The organism is Bacillus sp. XT-2 (assembly GCF_025696525.1).
GTDB classification, from domain to species: domain Bacteria; phylum Bacillota; class Bacilli; order Bacillales; family Bacillaceae; genus Bacillus; species Bacillus halotolerans.
The window spans coordinates 210,145-236,118 of sequence record NZ_JAHVOC010000009.1 but is presented as its reverse complement, the minus strand read 5'-3'; the positions used below and the strand labels follow the sequence as shown (position 1 = coordinate 236,118).

25 protein-coding genes, 2 tRNA genes, 2 rRNA genes and 1 pseudogene are annotated in these 25,974 nt (G+C 42.1%); 23 read left to right on the top strand and 7 right to left on the bottom strand.

Annotated elements, in window-relative coordinates:
- The 9 genes from KXD37_RS20810 to tsaD form a co-directional block, all read left to right on the top strand.
- A 23S ribosomal RNA gene (locus tag KXD37_RS20810) occupies positions 1 to 109 on the top strand; the annotation flags it as partial.
- A gap of 53 nt (positions 110 to 162) precedes the next feature.
- Positions 163 to 278: ribosomal RNA gene (rrf, locus tag KXD37_RS20805) — 5S ribosomal RNA — on the top strand.
- Between the two features lie 22 nt (positions 279 to 300).
- A tRNA-Met gene (locus tag KXD37_RS20800) sits at positions 301 to 377 on the top strand.
- 54 nt (positions 378 to 431) lie between these two features.
- Positions 432 to 508, top strand: a tRNA-Asp gene (locus tag KXD37_RS20795).
- A gap of 180 nt (positions 509 to 688) precedes the next feature.
- Complete coding sequence (gene thiL, locus KXD37_RS20790) at positions 689 to 1,666, top strand: thiamine-phosphate kinase (protein ID WP_106022466.1); 978 nt, start codon at positions 689 to 691, stop codon at positions 1,664 to 1,666.
- A gap of 14 nt (positions 1,667 to 1,680) precedes the next feature.
- The gene (tsaE, locus tag KXD37_RS20785; RefSeq protein ID WP_106021487.1) at positions 1,681 to 2,157 is read left to right on the top strand and encodes a tRNA (adenosine(37)-N6)-threonylcarbamoyltransferase complex ATPase subunit type 1 TsaE; all 477 of its coding nucleotides are present in this window, start codon (positions 1,681 to 1,683) and stop codon (positions 2,155 to 2,157) included.
- Positions 2,138 to 2,827 (top strand): tRNA (adenosine(37)-N6)-threonylcarbamoyltransferase complex dimerization subunit type 1 TsaB, encoded by a 690-nt coding sequence (gene tsaB, locus KXD37_RS20780; protein WP_024120405.1) that lies wholly within the window; start codon positions 2,138 to 2,140, stop codon positions 2,825 to 2,827. The genes tsaE and tsaB overlap by 20 nt, the downstream gene beginning before the upstream one ends.
- 9 nt (positions 2,828 to 2,836) lie before the next feature.
- Positions 2,837 to 3,292, top strand: a complete 456-nt coding sequence (gene rimI, locus KXD37_RS20775; protein WP_024120406.1) for a ribosomal protein S18-alanine N-acetyltransferase — start codon at positions 2,837 to 2,839, stop codon at positions 3,290 to 3,292.
- On the top strand, positions 3,285 to 4,325 hold the full coding sequence (gene tsaD / locus KXD37_RS20770; protein WP_254518077.1) for a tRNA (adenosine(37)-N6)-threonylcarbamoyltransferase complex transferase subunit TsaD: 1,041 nt from the start codon (positions 3,285 to 3,287) through the stop codon (positions 4,323 to 4,325). Before rimI ends, tsaD begins: the two co-directional genes overlap by 8 nt.
- A 227-nt stretch (positions 4,326 to 4,552) precedes the next feature.
- On the opposite strand, the gene KXD37_RS20765 is transcribed toward tsaD, so the two are convergent.
- Positions 4,553 to 6,481: an ABC-F family ATP-binding cassette domain-containing protein gene (locus KXD37_RS20765; RefSeq protein ID WP_106021489.1), complete on the bottom strand. Its 1,929-nt coding sequence runs from the start codon at positions 6,479 to 6,481 to the stop codon at positions 4,553 to 4,555.
- A 126-nt stretch (positions 6,482 to 6,607) separates the two neighbouring features.
- Between KXD37_RS20765 and moaC the strand changes: the two genes are divergently transcribed.
- The 4 genes from moaC to tatC are packed head-to-tail and all read left to right on the top strand — an operon-like array spanning position 6,608 to position 8,724.
- Positions 6,608 to 7,120: a cyclic pyranopterin monophosphate synthase MoaC gene (moaC, locus tag KXD37_RS20760; protein ID WP_010333208.1), complete on the top strand. Its 513-nt coding sequence runs from the start codon at positions 6,608 to 6,610 to the stop codon at positions 7,118 to 7,120.
- Entirely contained in the window at positions 7,117 to 7,764 is a 648-nt protein-coding gene (locus tag KXD37_RS20755; RefSeq protein WP_010333209.1) for a redox-sensing transcriptional repressor Rex, read from the top strand. The genes moaC and KXD37_RS20755 overlap by 4 nt, the downstream gene beginning before the upstream one ends.
- Before the next feature lie 21 nt (positions 7,765 to 7,785).
- Positions 7,786 to 7,959 carry a sec-independent protein translocase protein TatAY gene (gene tatAY / locus KXD37_RS20750; protein ID WP_010333210.1) on the top strand — a complete coding sequence of 58 codons (174 nt, stop codon included), beginning with the start codon at positions 7,786 to 7,788 and terminating at the stop codon, positions 7,957 to 7,959.
- 6 nt (positions 7,960 to 7,965) lie between these two features.
- Complete coding sequence (gene tatC, locus KXD37_RS20745) at positions 7,966 to 8,724, top strand: twin-arginine translocase subunit TatC (protein ID WP_081638244.1); 759 nt, start codon at positions 7,966 to 7,968, stop codon at positions 8,722 to 8,724.
- A 44-nt stretch (positions 8,725 to 8,768) separates the two neighbouring features.
- On the opposite strand, the gene KXD37_RS20740 is transcribed toward tatC, so the two are convergent.
- Together KXD37_RS20740 and KXD37_RS20735 are read right to left on the bottom strand one after the other, a co-directional pair.
- Positions 8,769 to 8,960 carry a DUF4305 domain-containing protein gene (locus KXD37_RS20740; RefSeq protein ID WP_024120410.1) on the bottom strand — a complete coding sequence of 64 codons (192 nt, stop codon included), beginning with the start codon at positions 8,958 to 8,960 and terminating at the stop codon, positions 8,769 to 8,771.
- A complete protein-coding gene (locus KXD37_RS20735; protein ID WP_024120411.1) occupies positions 8,957 to 9,691 on the bottom strand; it encodes a CPBP family intramembrane glutamic endopeptidase in 735 nt (244 codons plus the stop codon). Before KXD37_RS20735 ends, KXD37_RS20740 begins: the two co-directional genes overlap by 4 nt.
- A gap of 238 nt (positions 9,692 to 9,929) precedes the next feature.
- Here KXD37_RS20735 and groES point away from each other — a divergent pair, with 238 nt between their 5' ends.
- The gene (gene groES / locus KXD37_RS20730; protein ID WP_003155970.1) at positions 9,930 to 10,214 is read left to right on the top strand and encodes a co-chaperone GroES; all 285 of its coding nucleotides are present in this window, start codon (positions 9,930 to 9,932) and stop codon (positions 10,212 to 10,214) included.
- Positions 10,215 to 10,260: 46 nt separating this feature from the next.
- A complete protein-coding gene (gene groL / locus KXD37_RS20725) occupies positions 10,261 to 11,895 on the top strand; it encodes a chaperonin GroEL (RefSeq protein ID WP_188323578.1) in 1,635 nt (544 codons plus the stop codon).
- Positions 11,896 to 11,999: 104 nt separating this feature from the next.
- Here groL and KXD37_RS20720 read toward each other — a convergent pair.
- The 3 genes and pseudogenes from KXD37_RS20720 to KXD37_RS20710 form a co-directional block, all read right to left on the bottom strand.
- A pseudogene (locus KXD37_RS20720) lies at positions 12,000 to 12,199 on the bottom strand (tyrosine-type recombinase/integrase); the annotation flags it as partial.
- A gap of 136 nt (positions 12,200 to 12,335) precedes the next feature.
- The gene (locus KXD37_RS20715) at positions 12,336 to 14,141 is read right to left on the bottom strand and encodes a hybrid sensor histidine kinase/response regulator transcription factor (protein ID WP_188323579.1); all 1,806 of its coding nucleotides are present in this window, start codon (positions 14,139 to 14,141) and stop codon (positions 12,336 to 12,338) included.
- A gap of 4 nt (positions 14,142 to 14,145) precedes the next feature.
- On the bottom strand, positions 14,146 to 14,736 hold the full coding sequence (locus tag KXD37_RS20710; RefSeq protein WP_188323580.1) for a sensor domain-containing protein: 591 nt from the start codon (positions 14,734 to 14,736) through the stop codon (positions 14,146 to 14,148).
- A gap of 284 nt (positions 14,737 to 15,020) precedes the next feature.
- Between KXD37_RS20710 and KXD37_RS20705 the strand changes: the two genes are divergently transcribed.
- The 5 genes from KXD37_RS20705 (at position 15,021) to KXD37_RS20685 (ending at position 19,466) form a co-directional block, all read left to right on the top strand.
- Positions 15,021 to 17,030 carry a serine hydrolase gene (locus tag KXD37_RS20705; RefSeq protein WP_188323581.1) on the top strand — a complete coding sequence of 670 codons (2,010 nt, stop codon included), beginning with the start codon at positions 15,021 to 15,023 and terminating at the stop codon, positions 17,028 to 17,030.
- Between the two features lie 14 nt (positions 17,031 to 17,044).
- Positions 17,045 to 17,674, top strand: a complete 630-nt coding sequence (locus tag KXD37_RS20700; protein WP_188323582.1) for a restriction endonuclease subunit S — start codon at positions 17,045 to 17,047, stop codon at positions 17,672 to 17,674.
- A complete protein-coding gene (locus KXD37_RS20695; protein ID WP_263463725.1) occupies positions 17,649 to 17,843 on the top strand; it encodes a hypothetical protein in 195 nt (64 codons plus the stop codon). Before KXD37_RS20700 ends, KXD37_RS20695 begins: the two co-directional genes overlap by 26 nt.
- 1 nt (position 17,844) lies before the next feature.
- On the top strand, positions 17,845 to 18,306 hold the full coding sequence (locus tag KXD37_RS20690) for a restriction endonuclease subunit S (RefSeq protein ID WP_188323583.1): 462 nt from the start codon (positions 17,845 to 17,847) through the stop codon (positions 18,304 to 18,306).
- 284 nt (positions 18,307 to 18,590) lie between these two features.
- Positions 18,591 to 19,466 carry a GIY-YIG nuclease family protein gene (locus KXD37_RS20685; protein WP_411910723.1) on the top strand — a complete coding sequence of 292 codons (876 nt, stop codon included), beginning with the start codon at positions 18,591 to 18,593 and terminating at the stop codon, positions 19,464 to 19,466.
- 108 nt (positions 19,467 to 19,574) lie between these two features.
- Here KXD37_RS20685 and KXD37_RS20680 read toward each other — a convergent pair whose 3' ends face one another.
- The gene (locus tag KXD37_RS20680) at positions 19,575 to 22,088 is read right to left on the bottom strand and encodes an NB-ARC domain-containing protein (protein ID WP_263463722.1); all 2,514 of its coding nucleotides are present in this window, start codon (positions 22,086 to 22,088) and stop codon (positions 19,575 to 19,577) included.
- Between the two features lie 233 nt (positions 22,089 to 22,321).
- On the opposite strand from KXD37_RS20680, the gene gutB reads away from it, so the two are divergent.
- The 3 genes from gutB to KXD37_RS20665 all read left to right on the top strand — a co-directional run bounded on the left by gutB (position 22,322) and on the right by KXD37_RS20665 (position 25,923).
- Positions 22,322 to 23,383 (top strand): sorbitol dehydrogenase, encoded by a 1,062-nt coding sequence (gene gutB, locus KXD37_RS20675; protein WP_263463721.1) that lies wholly within the window; start codon positions 22,322 to 22,324, stop codon positions 23,381 to 23,383.
- An 83-nt stretch (positions 23,384 to 23,466) separates the two neighbouring features.
- Positions 23,467 to 24,858 (top strand): glycoside-pentoside-hexuronide (GPH):cation symporter, encoded by a 1,392-nt coding sequence (locus KXD37_RS20670; protein WP_255004892.1) that lies wholly within the window; start codon positions 23,467 to 23,469, stop codon positions 24,856 to 24,858.
- A gap of 102 nt (positions 24,859 to 24,960) precedes the next feature.
- Positions 24,961 to 25,923 carry a carbohydrate kinase family protein gene (locus tag KXD37_RS20665; protein WP_106022474.1) on the top strand — a complete coding sequence of 321 codons (963 nt, stop codon included), beginning with the start codon at positions 24,961 to 24,963 and terminating at the stop codon, positions 25,921 to 25,923.
- Positions 25,924 to 25,974: the final 51 nt, after the last annotated feature.

Sequence of the window (25,974 nt, the reverse complement as noted above, 5' to 3'; positions counted from 1 at the left end):
TTCCGCAAGGAAGTAAGATCCCTGAAAGATGATCAGGTTGATAGGTCTGAGGTGGAAGTGTGGCGACACATGGAGCTGACAGATACTAATCGATCGAGGACTTAACCTAATTTCTAATGATGTCACACCTGTTATCTAGTTTTGAGAGAACACTCTCAATTGTTTGGTGGCGATAGCGAAGAGGTCACACCCGTTCCCATGCCGAACACGGAAGTTAAGCTCTTCAGCGCCGATGGTAGTCGGGGGTTTCCCCCTGTGAGAGTAGGACGCCGCCAAGCAGTTTTATCTTAATTATATCATCGCGGGGTGGAGCAGTTCGGTAGCTCGTCGGGCTCATAACCCGAAGGTCGCAGGTTCAAATCCTGCCCCCGCAACCAAAAAATATATCCTTTAAAATAAGGAGCGCCCAAAGGGTGCAACCAAATTAAAATGGTCCGGTAGTTCAGTTGGTTAGAATGCCTGCCTGTCACGCAGGAGGTCGCGGGTTCGAGTCCCGTCCGGACCGCCATTTATTGTAAACGAAACGATCATGTTTTCGTTTTTTTTGTGTTTTCTTTTATTACATCTTTTGCTCGGTATGATAGCCAAGCTTTCTTTATATCGGCAATATCTTGGATATTTCACCATAATCCGATACACTAGATACAGTACATATAAAACATAATCAGACCAAAAGGAGGTTTGGTTAATGGATGAGTTTGATTTAATTAATAGTATTACTCCGCGAACCATTCACCATTCTTCCGTTGATGTAGGAATTGGAGACGATGCGGCTCTTTACACAGCGAAAAACGGTGTGCAGGAAATTGTATGTGTCGATACAATGGTAGAGGACGTGCATTTTAAATTGAGCTATTCTTCGCCGGAGGACATTGGATATAAGGCGTTGGCTATAAATATAAGTGATATTGCCGCAATGGGAGGTATTCCTAAGTTTTATTTAGTGTCTCTTGCGGTGCCTTCAAAATGGACGGCATCAGAAATCAAGGCAATGTATGAAGGAATGAATGAACTGGCGAAACTATACTGTATGGACCTGATTGGCGGTGATACAGTTTCTACTAACGATAAACTAGTCGTCACAGTGACTGTGATTGGGGAAGTTGAAAAGGGACGTGCCTGTTTGCGCAGTTTGGCAAAGCCGAATGATATTGTCTTTGTCACTGGTGAAATCGGTTCTTCTGCCGCTGGACTTTCATTGCTGCTAAAAGAGACCTCCCATCCGGAAACATCATTTGAAACAGATTACTTTATCAATAGGCATAAACGGCCTCACCCAAGAGTGAGTGTTGGCAGACTATGCTCGAACGCTCAGCGTGTGGCTCTTAATGATATTAGTGACGGATTGGCAAGTGAATTGCATGAAATTGCTGAATCCAGCTCTGTTTCAATAGAAATTGACGAGAGCCTTCTTCCAGTTCATCCGGACTTGCCTAAGTTAAATTCCAAATGGAAGGAATGGGCTTTGTTTGGCGGAGAGGATTTTGAGCTGACTGGGACGATCTCAAAGGAAGACTGGGAAGTGTTACAGCAGGAGTGCAGCAGACTTCAACTGCCAATTACAAAGATTGGATGTGTCCGTGAAAAGACAGAATCCAATGTCGTATTAAAGACAGATGAAGAAACAATGACTTTAGAGAAAAAAGGATATAATCATTTTAAATAAGACGGGTGACTCGTGTGAAGCAATTAAAATGGAGAACTGTAAATCCTGAAGAAACAAAAGCGATTGCTAAGCTGACTGCATCGTTTTCAAAGCCTGGGGACGTCCTGACATTAGAGGGCGATTTAGGAGCTGGGAAAACAACCTTTACAAAAGGTTTTGCTGAAGGACTTGGAATTACACGTGTTGTAAACAGTCCGACGTTTACGATCATAAAAGAATATAACGATGGTTCACTTCCTCTTTTTCATATGGATGTATACAGAATGGAAGACGAGAGTGAAGACTTAGGACTTGATGAATATTTTCATGGACAAGGTGTCTGCTTAGTGGAATGGGCACATTTAATTGAAGAGCAGCTTCCGCAGGAGCGACTGCAAATTGTCATTAAAAGAGCTGGTGATGATGAAAGAGAGATCACCTTTACAGCTGTGGGGAATCGGTATGAAATGCTTTGTGAGGAGATAAGTAGACATGACAATATTAGCAATTGATACATCGAATTATACTTTAGGCATAGCGCTGCTTCGGGACAACACTGTCATAGCAGAATACATGACATATTTAAAAAAGAATCACTCTGTGAGAGCGATGCCTGCTGTTCATTCTTTGCTGAATGATTGTGATACAACCCCGCAGGATCTTTCTAAAATTGTTGTCGCAAAAGGTCCTGGCTCGTACACAGGGGTGAGAATCGGTGTAACTATTGCCAAAACACTTGCCTGGTCTTTAAACATTCCGATTTCTGCTGTTTCAAGTCTTGAAGCGCTCGCGGCAAATGGACGTCACTTTGACGGTCTGATCAGCCCTATATTTGATGCGAGACGCGGACAGGTGTATACAGGTCTTTATGAATATAAAAACGGGCTTTTAGAACAGGCTGTGCCGGATCAAAATGTGATGCTGACAGAGTGGCTGGAGATGCTAAAAGAGAAGGATCGCCCTGTTTTGTTTTTAGGACATGATACATCCATACACAAGGAGACGATACTGGATGTATTAGGGACAAAAGGAATCATAGGGTCTGCGGTTCAGCATAATCCCCGCCCTTCAGAATTGGCTTACTTGGGTGCGGATAGGGAAGCTGCTGATATTCACGGGCTTGTGCCGGATTATTTGCGGCTTGCAGAAGCTGAAGCGAAATGGATTGAAAGTCAAAAGTAGGGTGATAGGATGAAAACAAAAGCAGCAGTCAGAAAAATGCAGCTTGATGATGTTGATCACGTATACGAAATTGAAACATCCTCCTTTACGTCTCCCTGGACGAAGGATTCGTTTTATCATGAATTGCTTGAAAATCCGTATGCCCACTATCTCGTGATTGAAAAGGACGATTGTATCGCGGGTTATTGCGGGATTTGGATTGTGATGGACGACGCCCAAATCACAAATATAGCGATTAAACCAGAGTATAGGGGCCAGTCTTTAGGAGAAGCACTTTTTCGTTCAGCTCTCGAGCTTTGTAAAGAAAAAGAGGCGAGGCGGCTTTCGCTTGAAGTGAGGGTTTCCAATCACCCTGCTCAAAGTTTATATAAAAAGTTCGGGATGCAGCCCGGCGGAATAAGAAAGAACTATTATACTGATAACGGGGAAGATGCGTTAATTATGTGGGTGACGATAAATGAATGAGCAAAAAGATCTTTATATATTAGGAATCGAAACGAGCTGCGATGAAACGGCAGCAGCTATTGTCAAAAACGGAACAGAAATCGTCTCGAACGTTGTGGCCTCTCAAATTGAAAGCCATAAACGATTCGGAGGGGTTGTGCCGGAAATAGCATCAAGACATCATGTGGAGCAAATCACTTTAGTGATCGAAGAGGCTTTCCGTAAAGCAGACATGACATATCGTGACATAGATGCGATTGCAGTTACTGAAGGCCCGGGATTGGTGGGAGCACTGCTAATCGGGGTAAACGCCGCTAAAGCATTGAGCTTTGCGCATCATATTCCGTTAGTTGGAGTCCATCATATAGCGGGCCATATCTACGCAAACCGTTTGGTAGAAGAGATTGTTTTTCCAGCGCTTGCATTGGTCGTTTCCGGCGGCCATACGGAATTGGTTTATATGAAAGAACACGGTTCATTTGAAGTAATCGGGGAAACACTCGATGACGCAGCAGGGGAAGCTTATGACAAAGTGGCGAGAACAATGGGTCTCCCGTATCCAGGCGGACCGCAGATTGACAAGCTTGCGGAATCAGGGAATGACACTATTCCTCTGCCTCGCGCATGGCTTGAAGAAGGTTCTTATAATTTCAGCTTTAGCGGGCTGAAATCAGCTGTGATCAATACGCTTCATAACGCGGCTCAAAAAGGACAGGACATTGCGCCGGAAGATCTTTCTGCCAGTTTTCAGAATAGCGTCATTGATGTCTTAGTGACAAAAACGGCACGCGCTGCAAAAGAATATGGTGTCAAACAGGTTCTTTTGGCCGGCGGAGTAGCTGCAAACAGAGGACTCAGAGCTGCGTTACAGAAGGAATTTTCCCAGCATGAGGGGACGGCGCTCATCATTCCTCCGCTATCCTTATGTACGGATAATGCTGCAATGATTGCTGCGGCCGGTACAATTGCTTTTGAAAAAGGGATTCGCGGATCATATGATATGAATGGCCAGCCTGGTCTTGAACTGACTTCTTACCAAGGTCTCACGACATAATGGAGTGAGGCTTTTTTATTGTTATTAACAGATAATTCTCAATTTATCCACATATCTGTGAGTAATTATAGAGATATAGATGGGTAAAGGGGTTGAGAGGCTGTTAATAAAGTGGATAAATTCAGAATATTTTGTGGATATTGTGTATAAACCGCTTTCTTCGTTTGCTTATAAGGTTATTTTCTGTGGATAAAAAGCACCTCTAAAAAAGAGGTGCTTGACTTTTTTTAATCTTCTTCTGTGGATAGTTCTTCCCATTCTGATAATAGGTTTTCCAATTCTTGATTGAGTTTCTCGTTGTCAGCGTGGATGGCTTGTACCTTTTCGTGGTCCTGATATACTTCCGGATCACAAAGTAATTCATCATTATGACTGATTTTTTCTTCTATGGTTTGAACTGTCGTTTCAATTTCTTCTATGCGTCTGAGTCGTTGTCGTTCTTTCTTTTTCCATTCTTTTTCTTCCTCATAAGAACGTTTAGAGTCGGATTTCATTGCAACCGTGGCTTTTTCAGTTTCCTCTTGCTGTTTCATTTTCTCCAATTCCAGCTGCTGTGTTTTTTTCTCTGTATAATAATCGTAATCTCCGAGATATTCTTCAATATGGTTTGGAGAAAGCTCATATACCCTTGTTGCGATTCTGTTAATAAAATATCTGTCATGTGAGACAAATAACAATGTGCCCGGATAATCGATCAAGGCGTTTTCGAGAACTTCTTTGCTGTCTAAGTCAAGATGGTTCGTCGGCTCATCAAGAATGAGAAAGTTAGCTTTTTGCAGCATCAGCTTTGCCAGGGCCACTCTTGCTTTTTCGCCTCCGCTTAGGGAATGGACGGGTTTAAGCACATCATCCCCGGAGAATAAGAAATTTCCGAGGCACGTTCTAATTTCTTTCTCTTGAAGCTCCGGATACTCGTCCCACAGCTCATCAATGACGCGTTTAGAGGAAGTCAGCTCAGCCTGTTCCTGGTCATAGTAACCGACACTGACATTTGAACCGTACGCTATTGTTCCCTGATCCGGCTTCAATGTGTTTATTAATGTTTTCAGCAGGGTTGATTTTCCGATTCCGTTGGGACCTACAAGAGCGGCGCTTTCTCCTCTTGTAAGCCTAAACGACACATCTGTCAGAAGCGGCGGCTGGTTTTCATAGCTGATGGTCAGATCCTGAACCCGCAGGACCTCGTTTCCGCTCTGTTTTGTAATATCGAAATGAAAATTTGCTGATTTTTCGTCGCCGAGCGGTTTTGACATGACGTCCATCCGTTCAAGCTGTTTCCGGCGGCTTTGTGCTCTTTTTGTCGTTGAGGCTCTCGCCAGATTTCGGTCTACAAAGTCCTGCAGCTTGGCGATTTCATCCTGCTGTTTTTCATACAGCTTAAGATCCTTTTCATATTGGGCAGCTTTTTGGTCTAGATAAGCGCTGTAGTTGCCGTGATACTTTTTGCTTTCTGATCTTGATACCTCGTACACCTGGTTCACCACTTTGTCCAAAAAGTAGCGGTCGTGAGAAACAATCAGAATCGCGCCTGAATAGCCTTGTAAATAATGTTCAAGCCATGTCAGCGTATCAATGTCCAGATGGTTGGTCGGCTCATCTAGAATGAGAAGATCAGGCTGTGTTAACAGAAGCTTACCCAAGGCCAGTCTTGTTTTCTGACCTCCGCTCAGGCTTTGCACCTGCGTTGAATCGTCAAAATGGCTGAAGCCGAGACCGTGCAGCACAGATCTGACATCTGCTTCATACTGATAGCCGCCTTTATCTTTAAATTCCTGCTGAAGACGGTCGTAGGTTTTCATGATGCTTTCCAGTTCACTTGGGTCAGCTGCCGCCATTTTTTCTTCTATGTTTCGCATTTCTTTTTCCATTGCTTTTAAGTGATCAAAAACAGTCAGCAGCTCTTCTTTTATGGTAAGCTTAGAATCCAAGCCGGTATGCTGGGCCAAATAGCCCATTGTGATATCTTTCGGCTTGATCATTTCACCCTTTTCATATGAAAGGTGACCTGCGATAATTTTAAGGAGTGTAGATTTCCCAGCGCCGTTTCTTCCTACAATTGCGACGCGATCACGGTTTCTGACTTCCAGCTTTATATTGTTTAAAATAGTATCAGCACCAAATGATTTGGAAAGCTGATTAATTTGTAAGATCATCATATTATTTCACCTCTGCTATAATAAGTTAAGTGTAGCTTATGAACCAGAACTCAGCAAACAATACATTGGCCGAATAAGACATAGAGAAGAAAATAGTGTATGATCTGTTTAAGGAGAGTTTTTACTATGAATGGATTTTCTCATTTTAATGAACAGGGCAGAGCCCAGATGGTGGATATCAGCGAAAAATCTTCGACTGTCCGTACTGCGGCGGCTGTATCAAGCGTACACATGAAGAGTGAAGTGTACGAGAAAATAAAAAGCCATGATATCGGCAAAGGAGATGTACTTGCTGTCGCTCAGGTGGCGGGTATTATGGCTGCGAAACAAACATCAAATATCATTCCGATGTGCCATCCGCTATCCTTGAGCGGGGTCGATATTTCGTTTGACTGGAAAATAAAAGAAACAGAAGTTATACTTCATATAAAAGCACAGGTCAAAACGAAAGGGAGTACAGGTGTGGAAATGGAAGCGCTAACTTCTGCATCGGTGTGTGCCCTTACTGTTTACGATATGTGCAAGGCGCTTGATAAGGGGATGGTCATCGGCCCTACCTGCTTGCTGGAAAAGACAGGCGGGAAAAACGGTGACTTTAAAAGAGAACTATCCGAGTATAATTTGGAGGACCAAAAATGAATAAGGATCAATCAAAAATTCCGCAGGCGACGGCAAAACGGCTGCCGCTTTATTATCGCTTTTTAAAGAATCTGCATGCGTCAGGAAAACAGCGTGTATCATCCGCTGAACTCAGCGATGCCGTAAAGGTTGATTCTGCCACGATTCGCAGGGATTTTTCCTATTTTGGAGCTCTTGGCAAAAAAGGATACGGATATAATGTCGATTATTTGCTGTCATTTTTCCGAAAAACGCTGGATCAGGATGAAATGACAGACGTTATCCTGATTGGTGTCGGGAACTTAGGAACAGCGTTTCTTCACTATAATTTCACAAAAAATAATAACACAAAAATTTCTATGGCTTTTGATATAAATGAGAGTAAAATAGGAACTGAGGTAGGCGGTGTGCCCGTCTTTAACCTCGATGATCTTGAAAAGCATGTAAAAGGCGAATCAGTTGCCATTCTGACAGTGCCCGCAGTTGCGGCCCAATCGATTACCGACAGATTGGTTGCGTTAGGGATCAAGGGTATTCTTAATTTTACGCCGGCCCGTTTGAATGTGCCGGAACACATTCGAATTCATCATATAGATTTAGCTGTAGAGCTTCAGTCACTGGTTTATTTCTTGAAGCATTATTCTGTTTTAGAGGAAATCGAGTAACCGGAAAGGAGGAGCCCAAATATGCCGATCGGTCCTGGAAGCCTTGCTGTTATCGCAATCGTTGCTCTGATTATCTTTGGCCCCAAAAAGCTGCCTGAGTTGGGAAAAGCGGCTGGAGACACACTTCGTGAATTCAAAAACGCTACTAAAGGATTAGCGAGTGATGATGAGGAAAAAAAGAAAGAGAATCAGTAAGTTAGGATGACACAAATGAAAGTGAATCAAATGTCGCTGCTGGAGCATATTGCGGAGCTTCGAAAACGATTGCTGGTTGTGGCGCTGGCGTTTGTCGTTTTCTTTATCGCGGGATTTTTTTTAGCGAAGCCGATTATAGTGTATCTGCAAGAAACGGATGAAGCGAAGGAGCTCACGCTCAATGCGTTTAATCTGACAGACCCGCTTTATGTGTTTATGCAGTTTGCGTTTATCATCGGGATTGTCCTGACTTCGCCGGTTATTCTCTATCAGCTTTGGGCTTTTGTGAGCCCGGGCCTCTATGAAAAGGAGCGCAAAGTAACGCTCAGCTACATTCCGATCTCTATTTTGCTGTTTTTAGCGGGTTTATCTTTTTCCTATTATATTTTATTTCCTTTTGTTGTCGATTTTATGAAACGGATATCTCAGGATTTGAATGTCACTCAGGTGATTGGAATTAATGAATATTTTCATTTTCTTCTGCAGCTGACGATTCCGTTTGGACTGTTGTTTCAAATGCCGGTCATCCTTATGTTTTTGACAAGGCTTGGAATTGTGACACCGATGTTCTTAGCGAAAATCAGAAAGTATGCGTACTTTACGCTGCTTGTGATTGCTGCTCTGATCACACCACCTGAGCTTTTGTCTCATATGATGGTGACTGTTCCGCTCTTGATTTTGTATGAAATCAGTATTTTAATATCGAAGGCTGCCTATCGGAAAGCGCAGAAAAACAGTGCTGCCGATCAGGACGTTTCTTCTTAGCCAACATAAAAAATCCATTTCTCATAGAGAGAAATGGATTTTCTTTATTTCTGGTTCTTCTTTATTTTAAATGAAAAGGCGAACATCTTAAAAGAAATGCTGATGTTGTATGCAGCGAACACCATCAGCAGGATGGAGTAAAATGACCACATGCTGCCTGGCGAGCTTGCGGCGAGATAAGTAAAGATGCACCCTACGGCAAAGTAGATCATTCCCCACACTATCGGGTTTCTCATGAAAATAATCCTCCAATAATCAATTGCATTTGTGTGCTTTGCTGTTCAAGGTATTTCTGAACAGGCTCAAGCTGCATAATGACGACGAATGTATTCATCATTACATGGGCGAAAATCGGCACCCAAATCCGTTTAGTTCTCGCATATAGAAATGCAAAGGTAAAGCCCATTGCCGTATACAGCAGAAGGTGCGTTAAATCCGCGTGAACAATTCCGAAAATAATGGAGCTGATCAGTCCGGCAATAAAGAAATTTGTTTTTTCGTACAGCGCGCCGAAAATGATTTTTCTGAAGATGATTTCTTCTAATATAGGCCCGATGATAGAAGAAACGATAATCATAAGCGGGACTGCCTGAATCACATCCAGGATGGCTTTTGTATTTTCTGATTCTCTTCCGATGCCAAATACATAATATTCAATAGAACCGGCTATTCCTTGAGAGAAAAGGGCTATGAAAAACCCGGCTATCGCCCAAAGGATCGAAAGTCCGACCGAGTCTTTCTTTTCGTTCCGCAGCGTAGTTTTAGGCACAGTTCTGAGAATGAGCAACACAACAATCAGACAGGCAATAAAACTGATGACGGACCATAATCCCTGCGCGTACAGCAGATTTTCTTTTGTGGGCTGTCCTCCCGCATAACCGAATTTAAATAACAAGGGAATCCCGATTACTGCTGAAAACTGCATGATGATATATGTCAAAATAATAAACCAATACTGTTTTCTCAAATGGTATGTACTCCTTTGTTAAATGGGTTTCTTTTGTCTACAGCTATTGTAACATAATTGAATCGGGGGTGAAAAAGCCAAGGGATATCTGAGCTGAAAAGAATGATGTAAGCGTGAAAAATTTTTTATCTTATCACTTGAAATTGGAAGTGAGATTCTTTATTATAAGAATTGTGTTAGCACTCTTTAGTGCTGAGTGCTAAAATTACATATTCATACTATTGAGGAGGTTATTACATTGTTAAAGCCATTAGGTGATCGCGTTGTCATTGAACTCGTAGAATCTGAAGAAAAAACTGCCAGCGGAATTGTGTTACCGGATTCTGCAAAAGAAAAGCCGCAAGAAGGCAAAATCGTGGCAGCTGGTTCAGGTCGCGTGTTAGAAAGCGGAGAGCGCGTTGCTTTAGAAGTAAAAGAGGGCGACCGCATTATCTTCTCAAAATACGCAGGTACTGAAGTGAAATACGAAGGTACTGAATACTTAATCTTACGTGAAAGTGACATTTTAGCTGTTATCGGCTAATTCTTAAATAAACAAATACTTAAAAATTCGAGGAGGTTTCGTACACATGGCAAAAGATATTAAGTTTAGTGAAGAAGCTCGCCGCGCAATGCTTCGCGGTGTTGATGCACTTGCTGATGCTGTAAAAGTAACTTTAGGACCAAAAGGACGCAACGTGGTTCTAGAGAAAAAATTCGGTTCTCCGTTAATCACTAATGACGGTGTAACAATCGCTAAAGAAATCGAACTTGAAGACGCGTTTGAAAATATGGGTGCTAAGCTTGTAGCTGAAGTAGCCAGCAAAACAAACGACGTTGCCGGTGACGGTACAACAACTGCGACAGTTCTTGCGCAAGCAATGATTCGTGAAGGCCTTAAAAACGTAACAGCAGGCGCTAACCCTGTAGGCGTGCGTAAAGGTATGGAACAAGCTGTAAACGTTGCGATCGAGAATCTGAAAGAAATTTCTAAGCCAATCGAAGGCAAAGAATCTATCGCTCAGGTTGCTGCGATCTCTGCTGCTGATGAGGAAGTCGGAAGCCTTATCGCTGAAGCAATGGAGCGCGTAGGCAACGACGGCGTTATCACAATCGAAGAGTCTAAAGGCTTCACAACTGAGCTTGAAGTTGTTGAAGGTATGCAATTCGACCGCGGATATGCGTCTCCTTACATGGTAACTGATTCTGATAAGATGGAAGCGGTTCTTGACAATCCTTACATCTTAATCACAGACAAAAAAATCACAAACATTCAAGAAATCCTTCCTGTGCTTGAGCAGGTTGTTCAGCAAGGAAAACCATTGCTTCTGATCGCTGAGGATGTTGAAGGTGAAGCTCTTGCAACACTTGTTGTGAACAAACTTCGCGGCACATTCAACGCAGTTGCTGTTAAAGCTCCTGGATTCGGTGACCGCCGTAAAGCAATGCTTGAAGACATCGCTGTCCTTACTGGCGGAGAAGTCATCACAGAAGATCTTGGTCTTGACCTGAAATCTACTGAAATCGGACAATTGGGACGCGCTTCTAAAGTTGTTGTTACAAAAGAAGACACAACAATCGTTGAAGGCGCTGGCGAAACAGATAAAATTTCTGCACGCGTCACTCAAATCCGCGCACAAGTGGAAGAAACAACTTCTGAGTTCGACAGAGAAAAATTACAAGAGCGTCTTGCTAAACTTGCTGGCGGCGTAGCTGTCATCAAAGTCGGCGCTGCGACTGAAACTGAGCTGAAAGAACGCAAACTTCGCATCGAAGACGCCCTCAACTCAACTCGCGCAGCTGTTGAAGAAGGCATCGTATCCGGCGGTGGTACAGCGCTTGTCAACGTATATAACAAAGTGGCTGCCGTTGAAGCTGAAGGTGATGCGCAAACAGGTATCAACATCGTGCTTCGCGCGCTTGAAGAGCCAATTCGTCAAATCGCGCACAATGCAGGTCTTGAAGGATCCGTCATCGTTGAGCGCCTCAAAAACGAAGAAATCGGCGTAGGCTTCAACGCTGCAACTGGCGAATGGGTAAACATGATCGAAAAAGGTATCGTTGACCCAACGAAAGTTACACGCTCTGCACTGCAAAACGCAGCTTCTGTAGCAGCAATGCTCTTAACAACTGAAGCTGTTGTCGCTGACAAACCGGAAGAAAATGCCGGCGGCGCAGGAATGCCTGATATGGGCGGCATGGGCGGTATGGGCGGAATGATGTAATCATCGCCTAGAACCCTTGATATATAGGGGTTTGGAAGGTGGAGATTAGCGAAATGCTAACTTTTTGCTAACTTTCAGTTTTTGAAACAAATTTACTTCACCAATTAGAGAAGACCTTTCGTAAGTTCACTGAACTTATGGGAGGTCTTTTCTTCGATATTTTTTGTCATATGAGCGAAAATATTCATCGTCGTGTTGATGTCTGAATGCCCTAATCTTTCTTGAATCTCCTTTACGCCTGCCCCAGCTTCAATGATTAAGGGGATGTATGAGTATGTCTAAAGCTAGGGGGTGTAATATGCTTGTCTTTATATGATTCATTGAAAATTAAACATGAATTACTTAAAAACTTATAACAAAAACAAAACATTATTTACAGAAGCTGTAAAATCGCCTATAACACATATTTTTGACATGTGGTCCCCTGAAACCTTGAACGTTCACACACCCCTAGCAGATGAAAGTAATCCTGTATCTCTTGCCTTTTGCACGGCTTCTTCTCGATTTTTGACTCCCAATTTATCATAGAGAGTGGAAGCATAATTTCTTACAGTGCCGTTTGATAAGTAAAGTTCCGAAGCAATTGTTTTATAACGAATTCCTTGAGACAAAAGATTCAAAACCTCTAGTTCGCGTTTCGTTAAGCCATACTCTTTTCCATCTAACTTCAATCCGGCTGGCTCTACCTCATCATTTCCATCCCACATTCTATGGAACAACTCTTGGTCAATCATAGTGGCTCCCCGATAGACGAGGCGAATCGATTCAGCTAGTTCACGTGACTCTATGGATTTTAGCAGATAGCCGTCAGCGCCGCTTCGTATGATTTCCTTCGCCCTTTCTATATCCTGAAACGTTGACAGGATGAGGACACGAATGTCAGGCCATTTCCCCTTGATTATTTTGGTGGTACGAATCCCATCCTGATTGGGCATCTCCAAATCCATTAATACCAAATCTGGATTCAGCCTTCCACACAATTCTACAGCTTGCTCTCCATCTTCAGCCATGCCCACTACCTGCAAGTCCTTCTGTTCATCCAAGATTGTATAGAGACTTTCTCGAATAAACGAATGATCATCAACGATACACAAGCGGATTCGGTCTTTGGATAATTGTTCCAGTTTAGGTAACGCACATGAGATGAGCGTCCCCTCGCCTTTTTCGGAGTATATAGTGACTCTACCTTGTAATTGTGCCGTACGTTCTTTCATCGCAGTTAACCCGAATCCATCTTTCCATTCCTCCACTCCGCAGCCATTATCTTGCACATCCAATCTCGTCTGTTGCGGCTCAAAATGCAGTGACACAATGATTTCGGTGGATTGTCCGTGTCGCACAGCATTAGTCAGTGCTTCCTGCAAGCTCCGATACAGTGTCATTTTCACTTGTTTGGGGACCTTGTACTCTTCCCCTATTATTCGAGTGCGTACATTTACTTTTGCATGTTTCTGGAACTCTTCCGCTAATTGTTTCAAGGTAACAATTAGCGGAAGTGATTCTTGTTGTGAATCCATTTGATGTAAATACGTTCTCACTTCTGTCATACTGTTACGGGCCAATTTCAATAATGAGTCAAGCTTTTGTTCCCCATCTTTTGTCTTTAATTCCGTACGTAATGTTTCCATCCCCATAATGATTGAGGTATAGGAATGTCCCATCGTATCGTGCAAATCTTTTGAGAGTCTATCACGCTCCTCTAGCAAAGTAATTCGTTCAATCTGGGATAAATACTGTTCCAATACTTGCTTCTGGTTACGAATAATTTCATTGTTACGGTAATTAACAACGAGTAAACGAAAGGAAAATCCCATTGCAAAAGCCAGACCCATTTGTAGGATAATCACCCATACATCTATTTCACGGGAAAATATTGCAATGAGAAACGGAAACAAAACAATTGTGATAGAACTCGACCAACGGTATGATTTATGGGCACTATTTGCCGCGATCATGAAAGTCGGCATTAAAAAAGCAAGATAAGCCGTTGGAAATAATAAGATTAAGTAGAAGCAAACTCCACCAAACAAAACTATCTCAGTAAACAGATAATAGCGATAACTGAACATTAAACAAATCCAAGGTACTGAAAATGAGGCTACTTCCCAAAGAATGATGATCCAAAGTGGCACAGTCAAATGGTCTTGGTGTTGGATAGTAGTTAACATCATTGAGAGCCAGATGACAAAACGTATACAAAGTAATACCCAGTCATACCAAAACCATTGTTTCAAAATCCCAAACAAATTATCACCCCTTAATAGCTTTGAACATGGAAATCGTGTACTTTCCAATCATTTGAACTAAACTGTTTCCAATACAAGTACGTATCCAAAAGAGAATACCCCCAGTGATCATGACACATATAGAATCCTTCCATGAATTAACAGTTATTCCCAATAAATATATATCAAGATATTGAAAAAGTAACGGTGTAACGATAAATACAAGCGGAGCTACATACAATATAACGGCACATATAAGGCTAATTACCCCAATAAGAAACTTCTGCATGAGCCAAAAAATAGCCCTCCAATTGTTACTATTAAGAATTGCTTCTTTCGCTTCAATCCATTTATCCCCTCCACTTTTTGTCCTTGGTAGGATTGGCTCTATCGATATATCCGTATAAACCTTCGTCTGAATACGTTCATACTGGACAAACGTGTGAGTTGTCCGCAACACACTCGCTAACAAGGGAATACCTACGAAGATAACTGTCATCACGAGTGCAAATGTAATGCTGGCCAAATAGAAGCAAAAGTAAAACAATCCAGATCCGAAGGTAAACAACAAAAAGTAGAAATCTTGCAAACTTTTTTGAACTGCTTCTTTCGTCATTAGAGTTTCTCCTCCTTTTTCTTTTCTTTACTAATACGTTATGGGCCGCTCTTCGATTCTAACTTTTCGCCTGTCACATACGGTAGTGTCAAAGTGTCATGATTTATAGATCATGACTATAAAACTCTCCGTACTACGCTCTATTTTTTATGTCATGCATGAAGATGACGAAAGGTCACTAGCTACTATGACTTTCCGATTGCTACACTCGGTTTATACACTGACGAGCTGACTACTCGTTGTGCTGACAAGAAATTTTCAGTCAAACAAAGGAGAGTCCGAAAATGAAAAAAGCAATCAATACACTCAGTCTCGCAATCCTTCTCACTTCTACTAGCATGATTTCTGCGTGTTCCCCACAATCATTAGAAGTTGGAGAATCAAAACCATCGACGTCCACGCCCGATGTCCAAATGACGAAAGCTCCCAATAATGCAAAAGAAATAGAATCTTTTGCTGATCCGTTATTTGAGGAAAAAATGAAGGAGTACAATGTAAAAGGTTCAAGTTTTGTCGTCGTCCATGATGGAAAGGTTGTCATCAATAAAGGGTACGGTTATGCAGATAAAGAAAAGAAGATTCCCGTCAATAAGGAAACGGTCTTCCAAATTGCTTCAGTCTCGAAAACTTTTACTGCCTTGGCCGTGATGCAACAAGTCGATAAAGGAAAGCTTAAACTAGATCATGATGTACAACAATATCTCGGTGGATTGAAAATACCCAATAAAACAGGAAAACCCCTCACCCTGTTTGATATGCTGACCTATACCAGCGGCGTGGATTTTCCCGATATCACTACAATAACCGGACCAGAATACGTTAATCAAGATATCCCAATGAAGGAGTTTTTCTCTAAACATATGCCGACGGTGGTACGGCCGCCCGGTGAAGCTTATACGTATGACAACTTCGCATTTGCACTCGCAGGATATGCAGTGGAGAATGTTACGGGCTCATCTTTCTCACGATATATGGAAAAGAATATTTTCAAACCATTAGGCATGAAGTCTACAAGTGTACGTTTTACGCCTGATCTTCTCAAGAGAATGGCTACACATTACGGTCCCACTGGCGATTCTATTCCAACAAGTGGGCATGGTCTGACAGATGCACCACAAGGAAGCATTTTGTCCACTGGAGAAGACATGTCAAAGTACATGATTATGCAGCTACAGAATGGAAAGTTTGGAGGTAAAGAAATCGTAAGTAAAAGAAGCATGGATATGATGCATACCTACCAAATTTTTGCAGATAAGACGATTCCTATTGCGACAGTTGGATTTGAAACATATTTCAATGATCTTGCTAACGGTCAACACGTGGCATTAAAGGGAGGGAATATGCCGGGACATTCTTCTTTGATGGTTTTGGTTCCTGAACAGAAAACCGCATTTTTCATGTCTTACAATAATGATGCCACTATGATGAGTAAAGACGTGTATGAAGAGTTTATGGATCACTACTTTCCTGTTCACAAGGTGGAGAAACCAATTAATCTCCCGTTAGAGGGAAAAGAAGCTCAAAAATACTTGGGCTTGTACCAAAACACACGGTTATTTGCGATTCGTACCCACTTTACCTATGAAAATGGGGCGCTGGTCATGGAGGATGAAAAAACTGGAAAACACGTCCTCAAAATGATTCATCCGTTGTTGTTTGAGGATTCGGAAGGAAATAAGGTTGCTTTCAAAAAAAATACGGCTGGAGAAATCGCATATTTTTATTACACCAACCCTAAAGGGGTAGGCTTTACCGCTCACTCCCAGAAAATCAGCATCAAACCGCCCTTTGCTGATATCCCGCAAAAGAGTAATTATAGAAGCCACATCGACAATCTTCATGCTTTAAACATCATGGATGCTAAAGCAGGCAATCTATTCGATCCGATGGGCACCATGACACAAGGAGAATTTGCTGATGCCTTGTTGCTTGCACATGGATGGAGCAATTTCCCAGATGACTCCAAAGAGGCCAAGAAGCAATTTATAACTGGTATACCAGGATATGACCGTGCGACTCCGATTACCAGACAAGTCGCAGCAACCATGATTCAAAACTTAAAGCAGATTCAGCCTGAACAAGCCAATCAAGTAAAATTGCTTGATGCTGCGGATGACTGGGCGGTCCAAGCCATTCAAGCACTTGCCTCACAAGGAATCGTAGACCCTGATACTACCATCCACGCCGACGGATCCTTTACCTTCCGTCCGACGGATCTGTTACTACGTCAAGAAGCGAGTGCCTTACTCGATTTGGCTTTTGGTTATCATGCTTTGCCTATTAAGCAGAAGTAAGGATTCATCCAAACATGAATCATAGCAAATATTTAAGGGGAGTACCATCATTCTTATGGGTAAGGGTTGGAGAAATCGGTTCATGGAGTGCAGGAGCAACACCTTCTAGGTCAAACCCAGAATATTACGGAGGAAATATACCGTGGTTAAAAACAGGGGATTTAAACGATGGGTATATTGAAGATGTACCTGAATATATTTCAGAAAAAGCCCTAGAAAAAACTTCTGTTCGATTGAATCCAGTAGGTTCAGTATTAATGGCTATGTATGGAGCGACTATTGGTAAACTAGGTATTTTAAATATTGAAGCTACAACAAATCAAGCTTGTTGTGTTTGCATACCTTATGGTGATTTTTATAACAAATATTTGTTTTATTATTTAATGGGACAAAGAACGGCTTATATAAAAATGGGTGCCGGTGGAGCTCAGCCAAATATATCGAAAGAAAAAATTACAGCATCGTTGATTCCCATATCTTCAGTTGAGGAACATAAACGCATTGTAGCAAAGGTCGAAGAATTAATGCCTTATGTCGATCAATATGATAAAGCTTATTCTGAAGTGGAAGAACTAAATAAAAAGTTCCCGGAAGATATGCAGAAGTCGATTTTTAAGTATGCAATTCAAGGTAAAGCTGGTTGAGCAGCGAGAAGAAGAGGGGACTGCTGAGGAACTTTATCAGGAGATTCAGGAAGAGAAGAAAAGGCTGATTGAGGAAGGGAAGATTAAAAAGACAAAGGCCCTTCCGGAAATTAGTGAGGATGAGATACCGTTAGATATACCGGAGAGTTGGAAGTGGGTTAGATTGTGACGTGTTTAATATAATAATGGGACAGTCACCCAAAGGTTCAAGTGTAGTTGAAGAAAATAAAGGAATTGAATTTCATCAAGGAAAGGTTTTCTTCGGAGATGATTATCTTGAAGATTCTAACCAGTCGATAAACAACCTTACTAAAGTAGTTGAAGCTGACACTGTTCTATTATGTGTTAGAGCTCCTGTAGGAATTGTAAATATTACAAATAAAAAGATATGCATAGGTAGAGGGCTTTGTGGTGTAGATACTTTTGTTGAAATGGATACTAAATTTATTTTGTTTGCTTTAAGAGCATTCAAAAATGAATTTATGAAAAAAGCTACTGGTACTACATTTGTGGATATAACTGGGGAAGTTGTGAAAAGTCAATTGTTCCCTCTTCCTCCTTTAAAAGAACAAAAACGAATTCTAAGAAAAATAGAAGAAATATTACCCCTTGCGAAACAATTAATTAATTAGATAAAGAGAAGTTAAAAGTCAATCTGTTAGTTTTGCTCCTGTATTAATCATAATTCCCTAGTATTTTATTTTTAAGATATTAATGAATGAAATCGTGTCGTGATAATTTCAACGCAGTGGCATTCTTATTATTTGGTTTAAACATTGATAAAGTTATTTTGTAGAAGAAAAGTTTTAATGTGAAGAAATATATATTTTATGACTAAGCAGCAGAAAATGGAGTTTGATTAAGCACCTATTTTCTGCTGTTTAAATGGGGTGTAGTTTATGACTAGAGGAAAAAGATTAATCTATTTTTAATTGATGGCAAAGCAAATGGCAGAATTAAATGTACATTAGCGAACTGGACTGGTTTGGCTTATAGGATACCAAGAACTGAAATCGAAAAGTGTCGCGACAGAAAGGATCTTTCGCAGACTGGAGTATATTTTCTTTTTGGAACATCGGAAGATAACGGTGAGGACATTGTATATGTAGGCCAAGCTGGTGTACGAAAAAATGGAGAAGGCGTTCTTAATCGTCTAATTGAGCATAAACGCAGCCCAGAGAAAGATTACTGGACTGAAGCAGTAGTATTTACGACTTCAAATAATTCATTTGGGCCAACTGAGATCAGCTATCTAGAGAGTCGATTCTGCAACATGGCAAAAGTTGCTGAGCGTTATGAAGTGAAGAATGGTAATGAGCCAATGATAGGTAATATTACTGAAGAGAAACAGAGCGAGCTGGAAGAGTTTATTGAATACGCTCAAATTGTTATGGGAGCACTTGGACATAAAGTATTCGAAAAGCTGAGTCAAACAAGCTCATCAGACGAAGATCAAGTAAATACTGGAGAAGGTCAAAATAGAATTTTTTATCTGAGTAGAAATAGTCGTAAAAGCGGAAAAACAATTGAAGCCTCCTGTGAACAAACAAATGAAGGTTTTGTAGTCCTTAAAGGGAGCATGATCGAAACCATTGACTCAGAAAGTATTCCGAGTGGTGTAAAGCAGAAGAGAGAGCAGGTGCAGATTAATCAGAGCGGGATCCTGCAGGAGAATGTTCTTTTTAAAAGTCCATCTTATGCAGCTGCGTTTGTTGTAGGTGGACATGCTAATGGATTGACGGAGTGGAAGGATAAGAATGGGGTTCGGTTTGGGGAGATTGAGAAAGAGTAATTCAACCTTCTAGAAAGGCCTTATCAGTTTACTCAACTGATAAGGCCTGATTTATTTATAAATAGAGAAGATATGAGAGCGTTTGTCTAAGATCGACCTCATACTTTCCTAACTACAATGTGATATACCATTTCCTTCAAGCGCCTTACCCAATTGTTCCACCTCACCCCGAATCCCAATCGCAGGCTCCCACGAATCAATCAGACGAATCGCCTTTTGATTAGATTCCATAGCTTCCGCATGATCTCCTTTACGATACAACAGCTGCGCCATCCCATAATAATAATAAATCAACTCAACCTGATTGGCGTTATGTTTGTCATAAAGCATCTGCTCAAAGGCTTCTTCCGCTTTCTCAAACTGATCACATTTCACGTAAGCCACACCTAAATTGAAATAGGCTTCTATCGTTTTTTCGCCCCCATACATAGAGCTTATCTCATTTGCCGCTTCGTATAATTGAATGGCTACTTCATTATGACCTTTCGCAAAGCTCAGATCTCCGCGAACCAATAGAACTCTGTGCTGAATCGCAGGGGAAATCGGTTTATTTTTGATTTCGGTTAAAATTGCTTCTGCTTTTTCAGGACTTCCGGCTTTTAAAAACAGCCTCGATTGCAGTGCGAGTCCCCATACCTTTAGATCGTGAACGTCTTGCTCTTCAGTGTCTGATTGTTCCAGAATCTTCAGTCCGTCTACAATTTGTTGAAGTGCCCCGTCTAAATCATTGACTTCCATCAGCGCCCAGCCTGCCGTGTCGATTCGGAAGAATGCTTCTCGTGTGTGTTGGCCTAATTGATGGGCGGCGTCGGCGGCTTTACGTCCGTATTCGATTCGCAGGGGCAGGTTGATTCTGCTTAGAAAATGGCTGATGCGGGTGATGAGTTCGATTAGAATTTCTTTTTGATCGGTTTCGCTTGACCATTTGATCACCTTTAGGATGTTTGGCCATTCTTTTTTGATTTGGTCCAAATTACGTCCTAGGAGATAGCTCCAATAGATAGAGTTGGGCTGTTCCCGCTTTAAATGGGTTTCCGCATAATGAATATAATAGTGCGCCCAGCGGCTGCGGGCTTCTTTTTCATATTCGTGATGTTCGGATAAGTGCTGTTCTCCGTAAGCGACAACGGTTTGGTGTGCTAAGTACTGTGTACTTCCTTTGCTTCGTTCGGGCTGAATCAGAGCAAAAGACCGCATTTGTTCAACTGCGTAATGGAAACGGCGAGCGTCTAATCCGGCCGCTGCCGCCAGGCTTTTTTCATCTGGCGGCTTGCTGAAAAAGCATAGCGCCTGCCATAGCTTCCTGGTGTCTTCATTGCATCTGTGCCATGTGCGCCCAAATAGAAAATCAAACAGGTCTAATAGTGAGTAGCCTGCTTTTCCGAGCTCATGAATCAGCTGCTGAGCGGGCATGTCATCGTCTGACATATAGGCGATGCTGAGTGCCATGGCTTTTGGGTTTCCGGCAGTCGCTGAAATGAACTCGCTCTTCAGTTCTGGAGACAGTTCCAGCAGCTGCGCTAGCTTTGCTCGTTTAGTTGGATCGTTGCCCATTTGCAGGCAGCGGTTCACTTCTTGATGAAAATATTCCAGGGCATCTGTTTGTTCAAGTCCGCTCAGCTGGATGGTTACCATTTCTCCGAAGCTTTCCCGATAGGTTTGCTTCAAGTTTTCACGTGCTGTGAGGAGAATTTTCACGCCTTGGGGCAGACTGGTGATAAATTCGTGAATGTCTCTTTCAGCAGTGTCTATGCTGTCAACGATTAGCAGTACCGGTTTTTCTCTGGTGTAATTGGCCAAAGCATTGCGGACGACAAATCGTTTTTCGTTTATGGATTTATCAATTTGTTCCGTTCGCCCGAGCTGGTATGCGATCGTATTTAAAAAATCGCTAAAGCTTAATCCTTTCCAATCAGCACTGAGCCAGATGATGCTGTTGAATGCCGGCCAATCTGAGGAATCGCCGATACAGGAATAGGCTGCTTCTAGAGCAGTTGTCGTTTTTCCCATGCCTGCCCATCCGGTAATTAAACAGACGGGTGATGGGGAAAGCATCCATTGCCGTATCGCCTCGATGTCAAATCTTCGTCCTATAAAGTGACCCGACCAGCGTGACGGTAAGTTGTGTGTCAAAGGCATCTGTTCTGTAAGCGCATTCGTTTTATGGTCGAGAATATCGGGAAATAAACGTTTGACTGTTTTTTCAATATCTTGATCAAGCGGTGCTCCGAATGAGTTGTCCTGCCGTACTATTTTTGCTTTTTTAAGACATGAGGCCGCCCATACAGGCAGTGCAGGTTTGATTACCGGTATAGTGGTGGTCTCAAGCAGGTCGGTAAACCACTGTATATTCATATCGGTTTTTTCAAGAATGATCCAGATCATTCCGAACAGTTTTCCGTCTTCGATTCTTCCGGGGACATAGTTCACACCCATCTGTCCGATCCAGCTTTTAATCGTGTTTGGGGAAACTCCCAGCTGGTGTGAAATGTTGTCTAAATAAGACTGTCCTGTTTTTTTGTCCTTATTCCTACTGACTTTATAATCTGGATGAAGTTTTAATGACTTTACGCCAGGTGCCAGCAATTCAGCAAATTGTTTTCGATCTTCAAGTTCAGCCATAAAACCTGCACCTCCTATTAGTACTATTTTATCAATCCTGCTAGTTTTGTATATGAAAAATCAAAAAGTACAGTGCGGCTGTCCTTTTATACAGCAGGAAAGGCTGTTGAACGTGCTGAAAAGCAGATAAAATGAGGGCAGTAACAGAAAACGCAAAAATGTATGCACTTACATTTCTTGATGAAGCGGCCATATGCTGTTAGAAGTATTCATAAAGAAAGGAATTTGCCGTAATGACTCACACAGTACCTAAAACCATGAAAGCTGCTATTATGCATAACACAAGAGAAATCAGAATAGAAACATTGCCTGTACCTGACACCAGCCAGGATGAAGTATTGATTAAGGTAATGGCTGTCGGGATTTGCGGATCGGATCTGCATTACTATACAAACGGCAGAATAGGCAACTATGTAGTGGAGAATCCATTTATCCTCGGACATGAGTGCGCGGGAGAAATCGCGGCTGTCGGCTCGTCTGTTGATCAATTCAAAGTCGGTGACCGCGTTGCTGTGGAACCTGGTGTTACGTGCGGACGCTGTGAAGCGTGCAAAGAAGGGCGTTATAACCTTTGTCCGGATGTACAGTTTTTGGCCACGCCGCCAGTAGACGGCGCGTTTGTACAATATATCAAAATCAGACAGGACTTTGTTTTCTCCATTCCAGATTCACTTTCCTATGAGGATGCTGCCTTGATTGAACCGTTTTCTGTCGGTATCCATGCAGCGATGAGAACGAAGCTTCAGCCTGGATCAACGATTGCGATCATGGGAATGGGTCCTGTTGGATTAATGGCTGTTGCAGCCGCTAAAGCATTTGGAGCAAGTACAATCATTGTGACCGACTTAGAGCCGCTGCGGTTAAATGCCGCGAAAAAAATGGGAGCTACTCATGTGATCAATATCCGTGAACAGGATGCTCTTGAAGAGATCAAAAAAATTACAAATGATAGAGGCGTTGACGTTGCTTGGGAAACAGCGGGGAATCCTGCGGCACTGCAATCTGCATTGGCTTCTGTACGACGCGGCGGAAAGCTTGCGATTGTCGGTTTGCCTTCTCAGAATGAAATTCCGCTAAATGTGCCATTTATCGCGGACAATGAGATTGATATATACGGCATCTTCCGTTATGCCAATACGTATCCAAAAGGAATTGAATTCCTTGCTTCGGGTATTGTTGACACGAAGCACCTTGTGACGGATCAATATGCGCTGGAGCATACGCAAGAGGCGATGGAGCGGGCACTGCAATTTAAGAATGAATGTTTAAAAGTGATGGTTTATCCGAATAGCTGAGTGAACAGGGAGAATCTCGTATTCTCCCTCTTATTTACTGGATTTGTATTCAATATTGAAAACGGATTCTTGGGGTGGAAAAGATGATTCAAACAGAAAAAGCAACGGTAATGAAGGCGAAACATCAAACAAAATCCAGTGCCGGTCTGTCCTGGCTTGAACGAATCGGATACGGCTTCGGTGATATGTCGTATAATATTGTGTTTCAATTTGTAAACGCATACCTGCTGTTTTATTACACGGACATCGGCGGCATACAGCCTGCGGTCATCGCTACATTATTTCTTGTTGTGCGGGTGCTGGATGCTATTTTTGACCCGATTATGGGGGTTATTTTAGATAAAACGAACACAAGGTGGGGAAAGGCAAGGCCTTATCTGTTGTGGGTGGCATTTCCTTTCGCATTATTTACTGTCCTGTGTTTCACCACTCCTCACTTTGGAGCAACGGGAAACATCGTATATGCGTATATTACCTATATTCTGCTCGGCATGTCCTTTAGTATGCAAACGATTCCAGTGAACAGCTTAACGGGCCGGATTACGAATTCTGTAAAAGAAAGAACGGTATTAACAACGACTCGTATGATCTTGGTTTATGTTGGAATCCTTCTATCCATCTCCTGTGCAACACCGCTTGCAGCAGCTTTGGGAGGAGAGAACCAGGCATTTGGGTTTCAAATGACAGCTCTCGTCTATGCCATTGTTAGCATCGCTTTGAACCTCTTTAGTTTCTTTACTGTGCGTGAGCGGATTGCGCCTAAGAAAACAAAGAAACAGGGAATGAAAAAGACGTTATCTGTTTTGTTTCAAAACAAACCTTTGCTGATTCTAACGTCATCATTTTTAGCATTTGCAATCGGGTTTAATATTAAAATCAGTACAATGGTGTACTACTTTACGTATAACGTGAATCATAAGGAATTGGTGTTCTTTGGAACCGTTTTATTTTTTGGCGCAGCTCTCATCAGTAACTTGTTTATTCCATACTTTTCTGAGAAGTGGGGCAGGAAAAATGTGATGATCATATCGGCCGCTTTGTCACTGATTTCGTATGCAGGTCTGCATTTTACGGCGTATTCTTCGGTGACGCTCATTTTCATCTGGCTATTTGCTTCAGGGTTCTTTACAACCCCTTTAAATACGCTTGCTTGGGGAATGGTTGCCGATTGTGTTGATTATGCGGAATGGAAGACAGGAGTTCGTGCCGACGGAGTGGTGATTTCCAGCATGAGTTTTATCAATAAGTTAGGTGTTGCACTGGCCGGTTCGTTTTCTGCGATCTATTTAGGAATCGCAGGATATGTGGCGAATACTGATCAAACCGTAACGTCACTGAATGCGATTAAACATATGAATGCTTTAATACCGGGACTATTTATTTTACTCTCTATCATCATCATAGCCTTTTATCCTTTAACTGAAAAAAGATATAAACAGATCATCACCGAGCTGAGAAGTACTCCAGGTGAGTGAATATATTTAATATTTCTAATATTCGATGTAAAAGGTTGTATTTATGACTGAAAGTAATATACTGAGACTGTAATCTAGAATATGTAAAAAGAGTGTGATAACATGCGAAGTCAGTCTGTTGTTTGTATTGGGGAGTTATTGATCGATTTCTTTTGTACCGATGTTGATGTTGATTTAATGGAAGGGCGCCATTTCTTAAAAAGTGCCGGGGGCGCCCCGGCAAATGTGTCAGCCGCTATTGCCAAGCTGGGAGGGAATGCTGCTTTCGCAGGAAAAGTAGGGAAGGATCCTTTTGGGTATTTTCTGAAGCAAACGTTGGAGGCTGTTCATGTTGATACCTCTATGCTGGTGATGGACGAGAAAGCACCTACAACGCTTGCTTTTGTTTCGTTAAAGAATAATGGAGAGCGCGATTTTGTTTTCAATAGAGGCGCGGATGCTCTGTTTACGATCGAAGATGTCGATCAGGATAAAATGAATCAAGCGAAAATCCTTCATTTTGGCTCAGCGACGGCATTGTTATCTGATCCATTTTGTACAGCCTATTTACGGCTTATGTCCATTGCGAAGGATAAAGGGCAATTTCTTTCATTTGATCCTAACTATCGAGGGGATTTATGGAAGGGAAGAGTCTCTGAGTTTGTTAGTGCTGCAAAAAGAGCCATTGCTTTAAGTGATTTTGTTAAGGTGAGTGACGAGGAGCTGGAGATCATCACTGGTGCGAAGGATCATGAAGAGGGCGTCAATATTCTCCATGGTATCGGAGCCAAGATGGTTGCCGTGACCCTTGGGAAAAACGGAACATTGCTGTCTAATGGCAAGGAACATGAAATCATTCCGAGTATTCCTGTCACTTCGATTGATTCTACTGGAGCGGGAGACGCTTTTGTCGGAGCGGCTTTGTTCAAATTAGCTGGTACAGATAAGATTCAATCGGTAGAAACTGATTTTGAACAGCTGCGTGATATCGTGTCTTTTGCCAATAAGGTGGGCGCTCTTGTCTGCACCAAAATTGGAGCGATTGATGCACTGCCCAGCATGAAAGAAATTGAAGTTTCTCTATAAACATCGAGGATGTTTCTTGAAAGTCTTTGGACTTTTGGGGAGGCATCCTCT

Bases quoted from the DNA above. Each gene is read 5' to 3' on its own strand.
- thiL (WP_106022466.1), top strand. From the start codon at position 689: ATGGATGAGTTTGATTTAATTAATAGTATTACTCCGCGAACCATTCAC.
- gutB (WP_263463721.1), top strand. From the start codon at position 22,322: ATGACTCACACAGTACCTAAAACCATGAAAGCTGCTATTATGCATAAC.
- KXD37_RS20695 (WP_263463725.1), top strand. From the start codon at position 17,649: ATGCAATTCAAGGTAAAGCTGGTTGAGCAGCGAGAAGAAGAGGGGACT.
- tatC (WP_081638244.1), top strand. From the start codon at position 7,966: ATGACACAAATGAAAGTGAATCAAATGTCGCTGCTGGAGCATATTGCG.
- KXD37_RS20705 (WP_188323581.1), top strand. From the start codon at position 15,021: ATGAAAAAAGCAATCAATACACTCAGTCTCGCAATCCTTCTCACTTCT.
- rimI (WP_024120406.1), top strand. From the start codon at position 2,837: ATGAAAACAAAAGCAGCAGTCAGAAAAATGCAGCTTGATGATGTTGAT.
- KXD37_RS20740 (WP_024120410.1), bottom strand. From the start codon at position 8,960: ATGAGAAACCCGATAGTGTGGGGAATGATCTACTTTGCCGTAGGGTGC.
- KXD37_RS20755 (WP_010333209.1), top strand. From the start codon at position 7,117: ATGAATAAGGATCAATCAAAAATTCCGCAGGCGACGGCAAAACGGCTG.
- groL (WP_188323578.1), top strand. From the start codon at position 10,261: ATGGCAAAAGATATTAAGTTTAGTGAAGAAGCTCGCCGCGCAATGCTT.
- tsaB (WP_024120405.1), top strand. From the start codon at position 2,138: ATGACAATATTAGCAATTGATACATCGAATTATACTTTAGGCATAGCG.
- tatAY (WP_010333210.1), top strand. From the start codon at position 7,786: ATGCCGATCGGTCCTGGAAGCCTTGCTGTTATCGCAATCGTTGCTCTG.
- KXD37_RS20700 (WP_188323582.1), top strand. From the start codon at position 17,045: ATGAATCATAGCAAATATTTAAGGGGAGTACCATCATTCTTATGGGTA.
- tsaD (WP_254518077.1), top strand. From the start codon at position 3,285: ATGAATGAGCAAAAAGATCTTTATATATTAGGAATCGAAACGAGCTGC.
- KXD37_RS20710 (WP_188323580.1), bottom strand. From the start codon at position 14,736: ATGACGAAAGAAGCAGTTCAAAAAAGTTTGCAAGATTTCTACTTTTTG.
- KXD37_RS20765 (WP_106021489.1), bottom strand. From the start codon at position 6,481: ATGATGATCTTACAAATTAATCAGCTTTCCAAATCATTTGGTGCTGAT.
- KXD37_RS20670 (WP_255004892.1), top strand. From the start codon at position 23,467: ATGATTCAAACAGAAAAAGCAACGGTAATGAAGGCGAAACATCAAACA.
- KXD37_RS20665 (WP_106022474.1), top strand. From the start codon at position 24,961: ATGCGAAGTCAGTCTGTTGTTTGTATTGGGGAGTTATTGATCGATTTC.
- KXD37_RS20680 (WP_263463722.1), bottom strand. From the start codon at position 22,088: ATGGCTGAACTTGAAGATCGAAAACAATTTGCTGAATTGCTGGCACCT.
- moaC (WP_010333208.1), top strand. From the start codon at position 6,608: ATGAATGGATTTTCTCATTTTAATGAACAGGGCAGAGCCCAGATGGTG.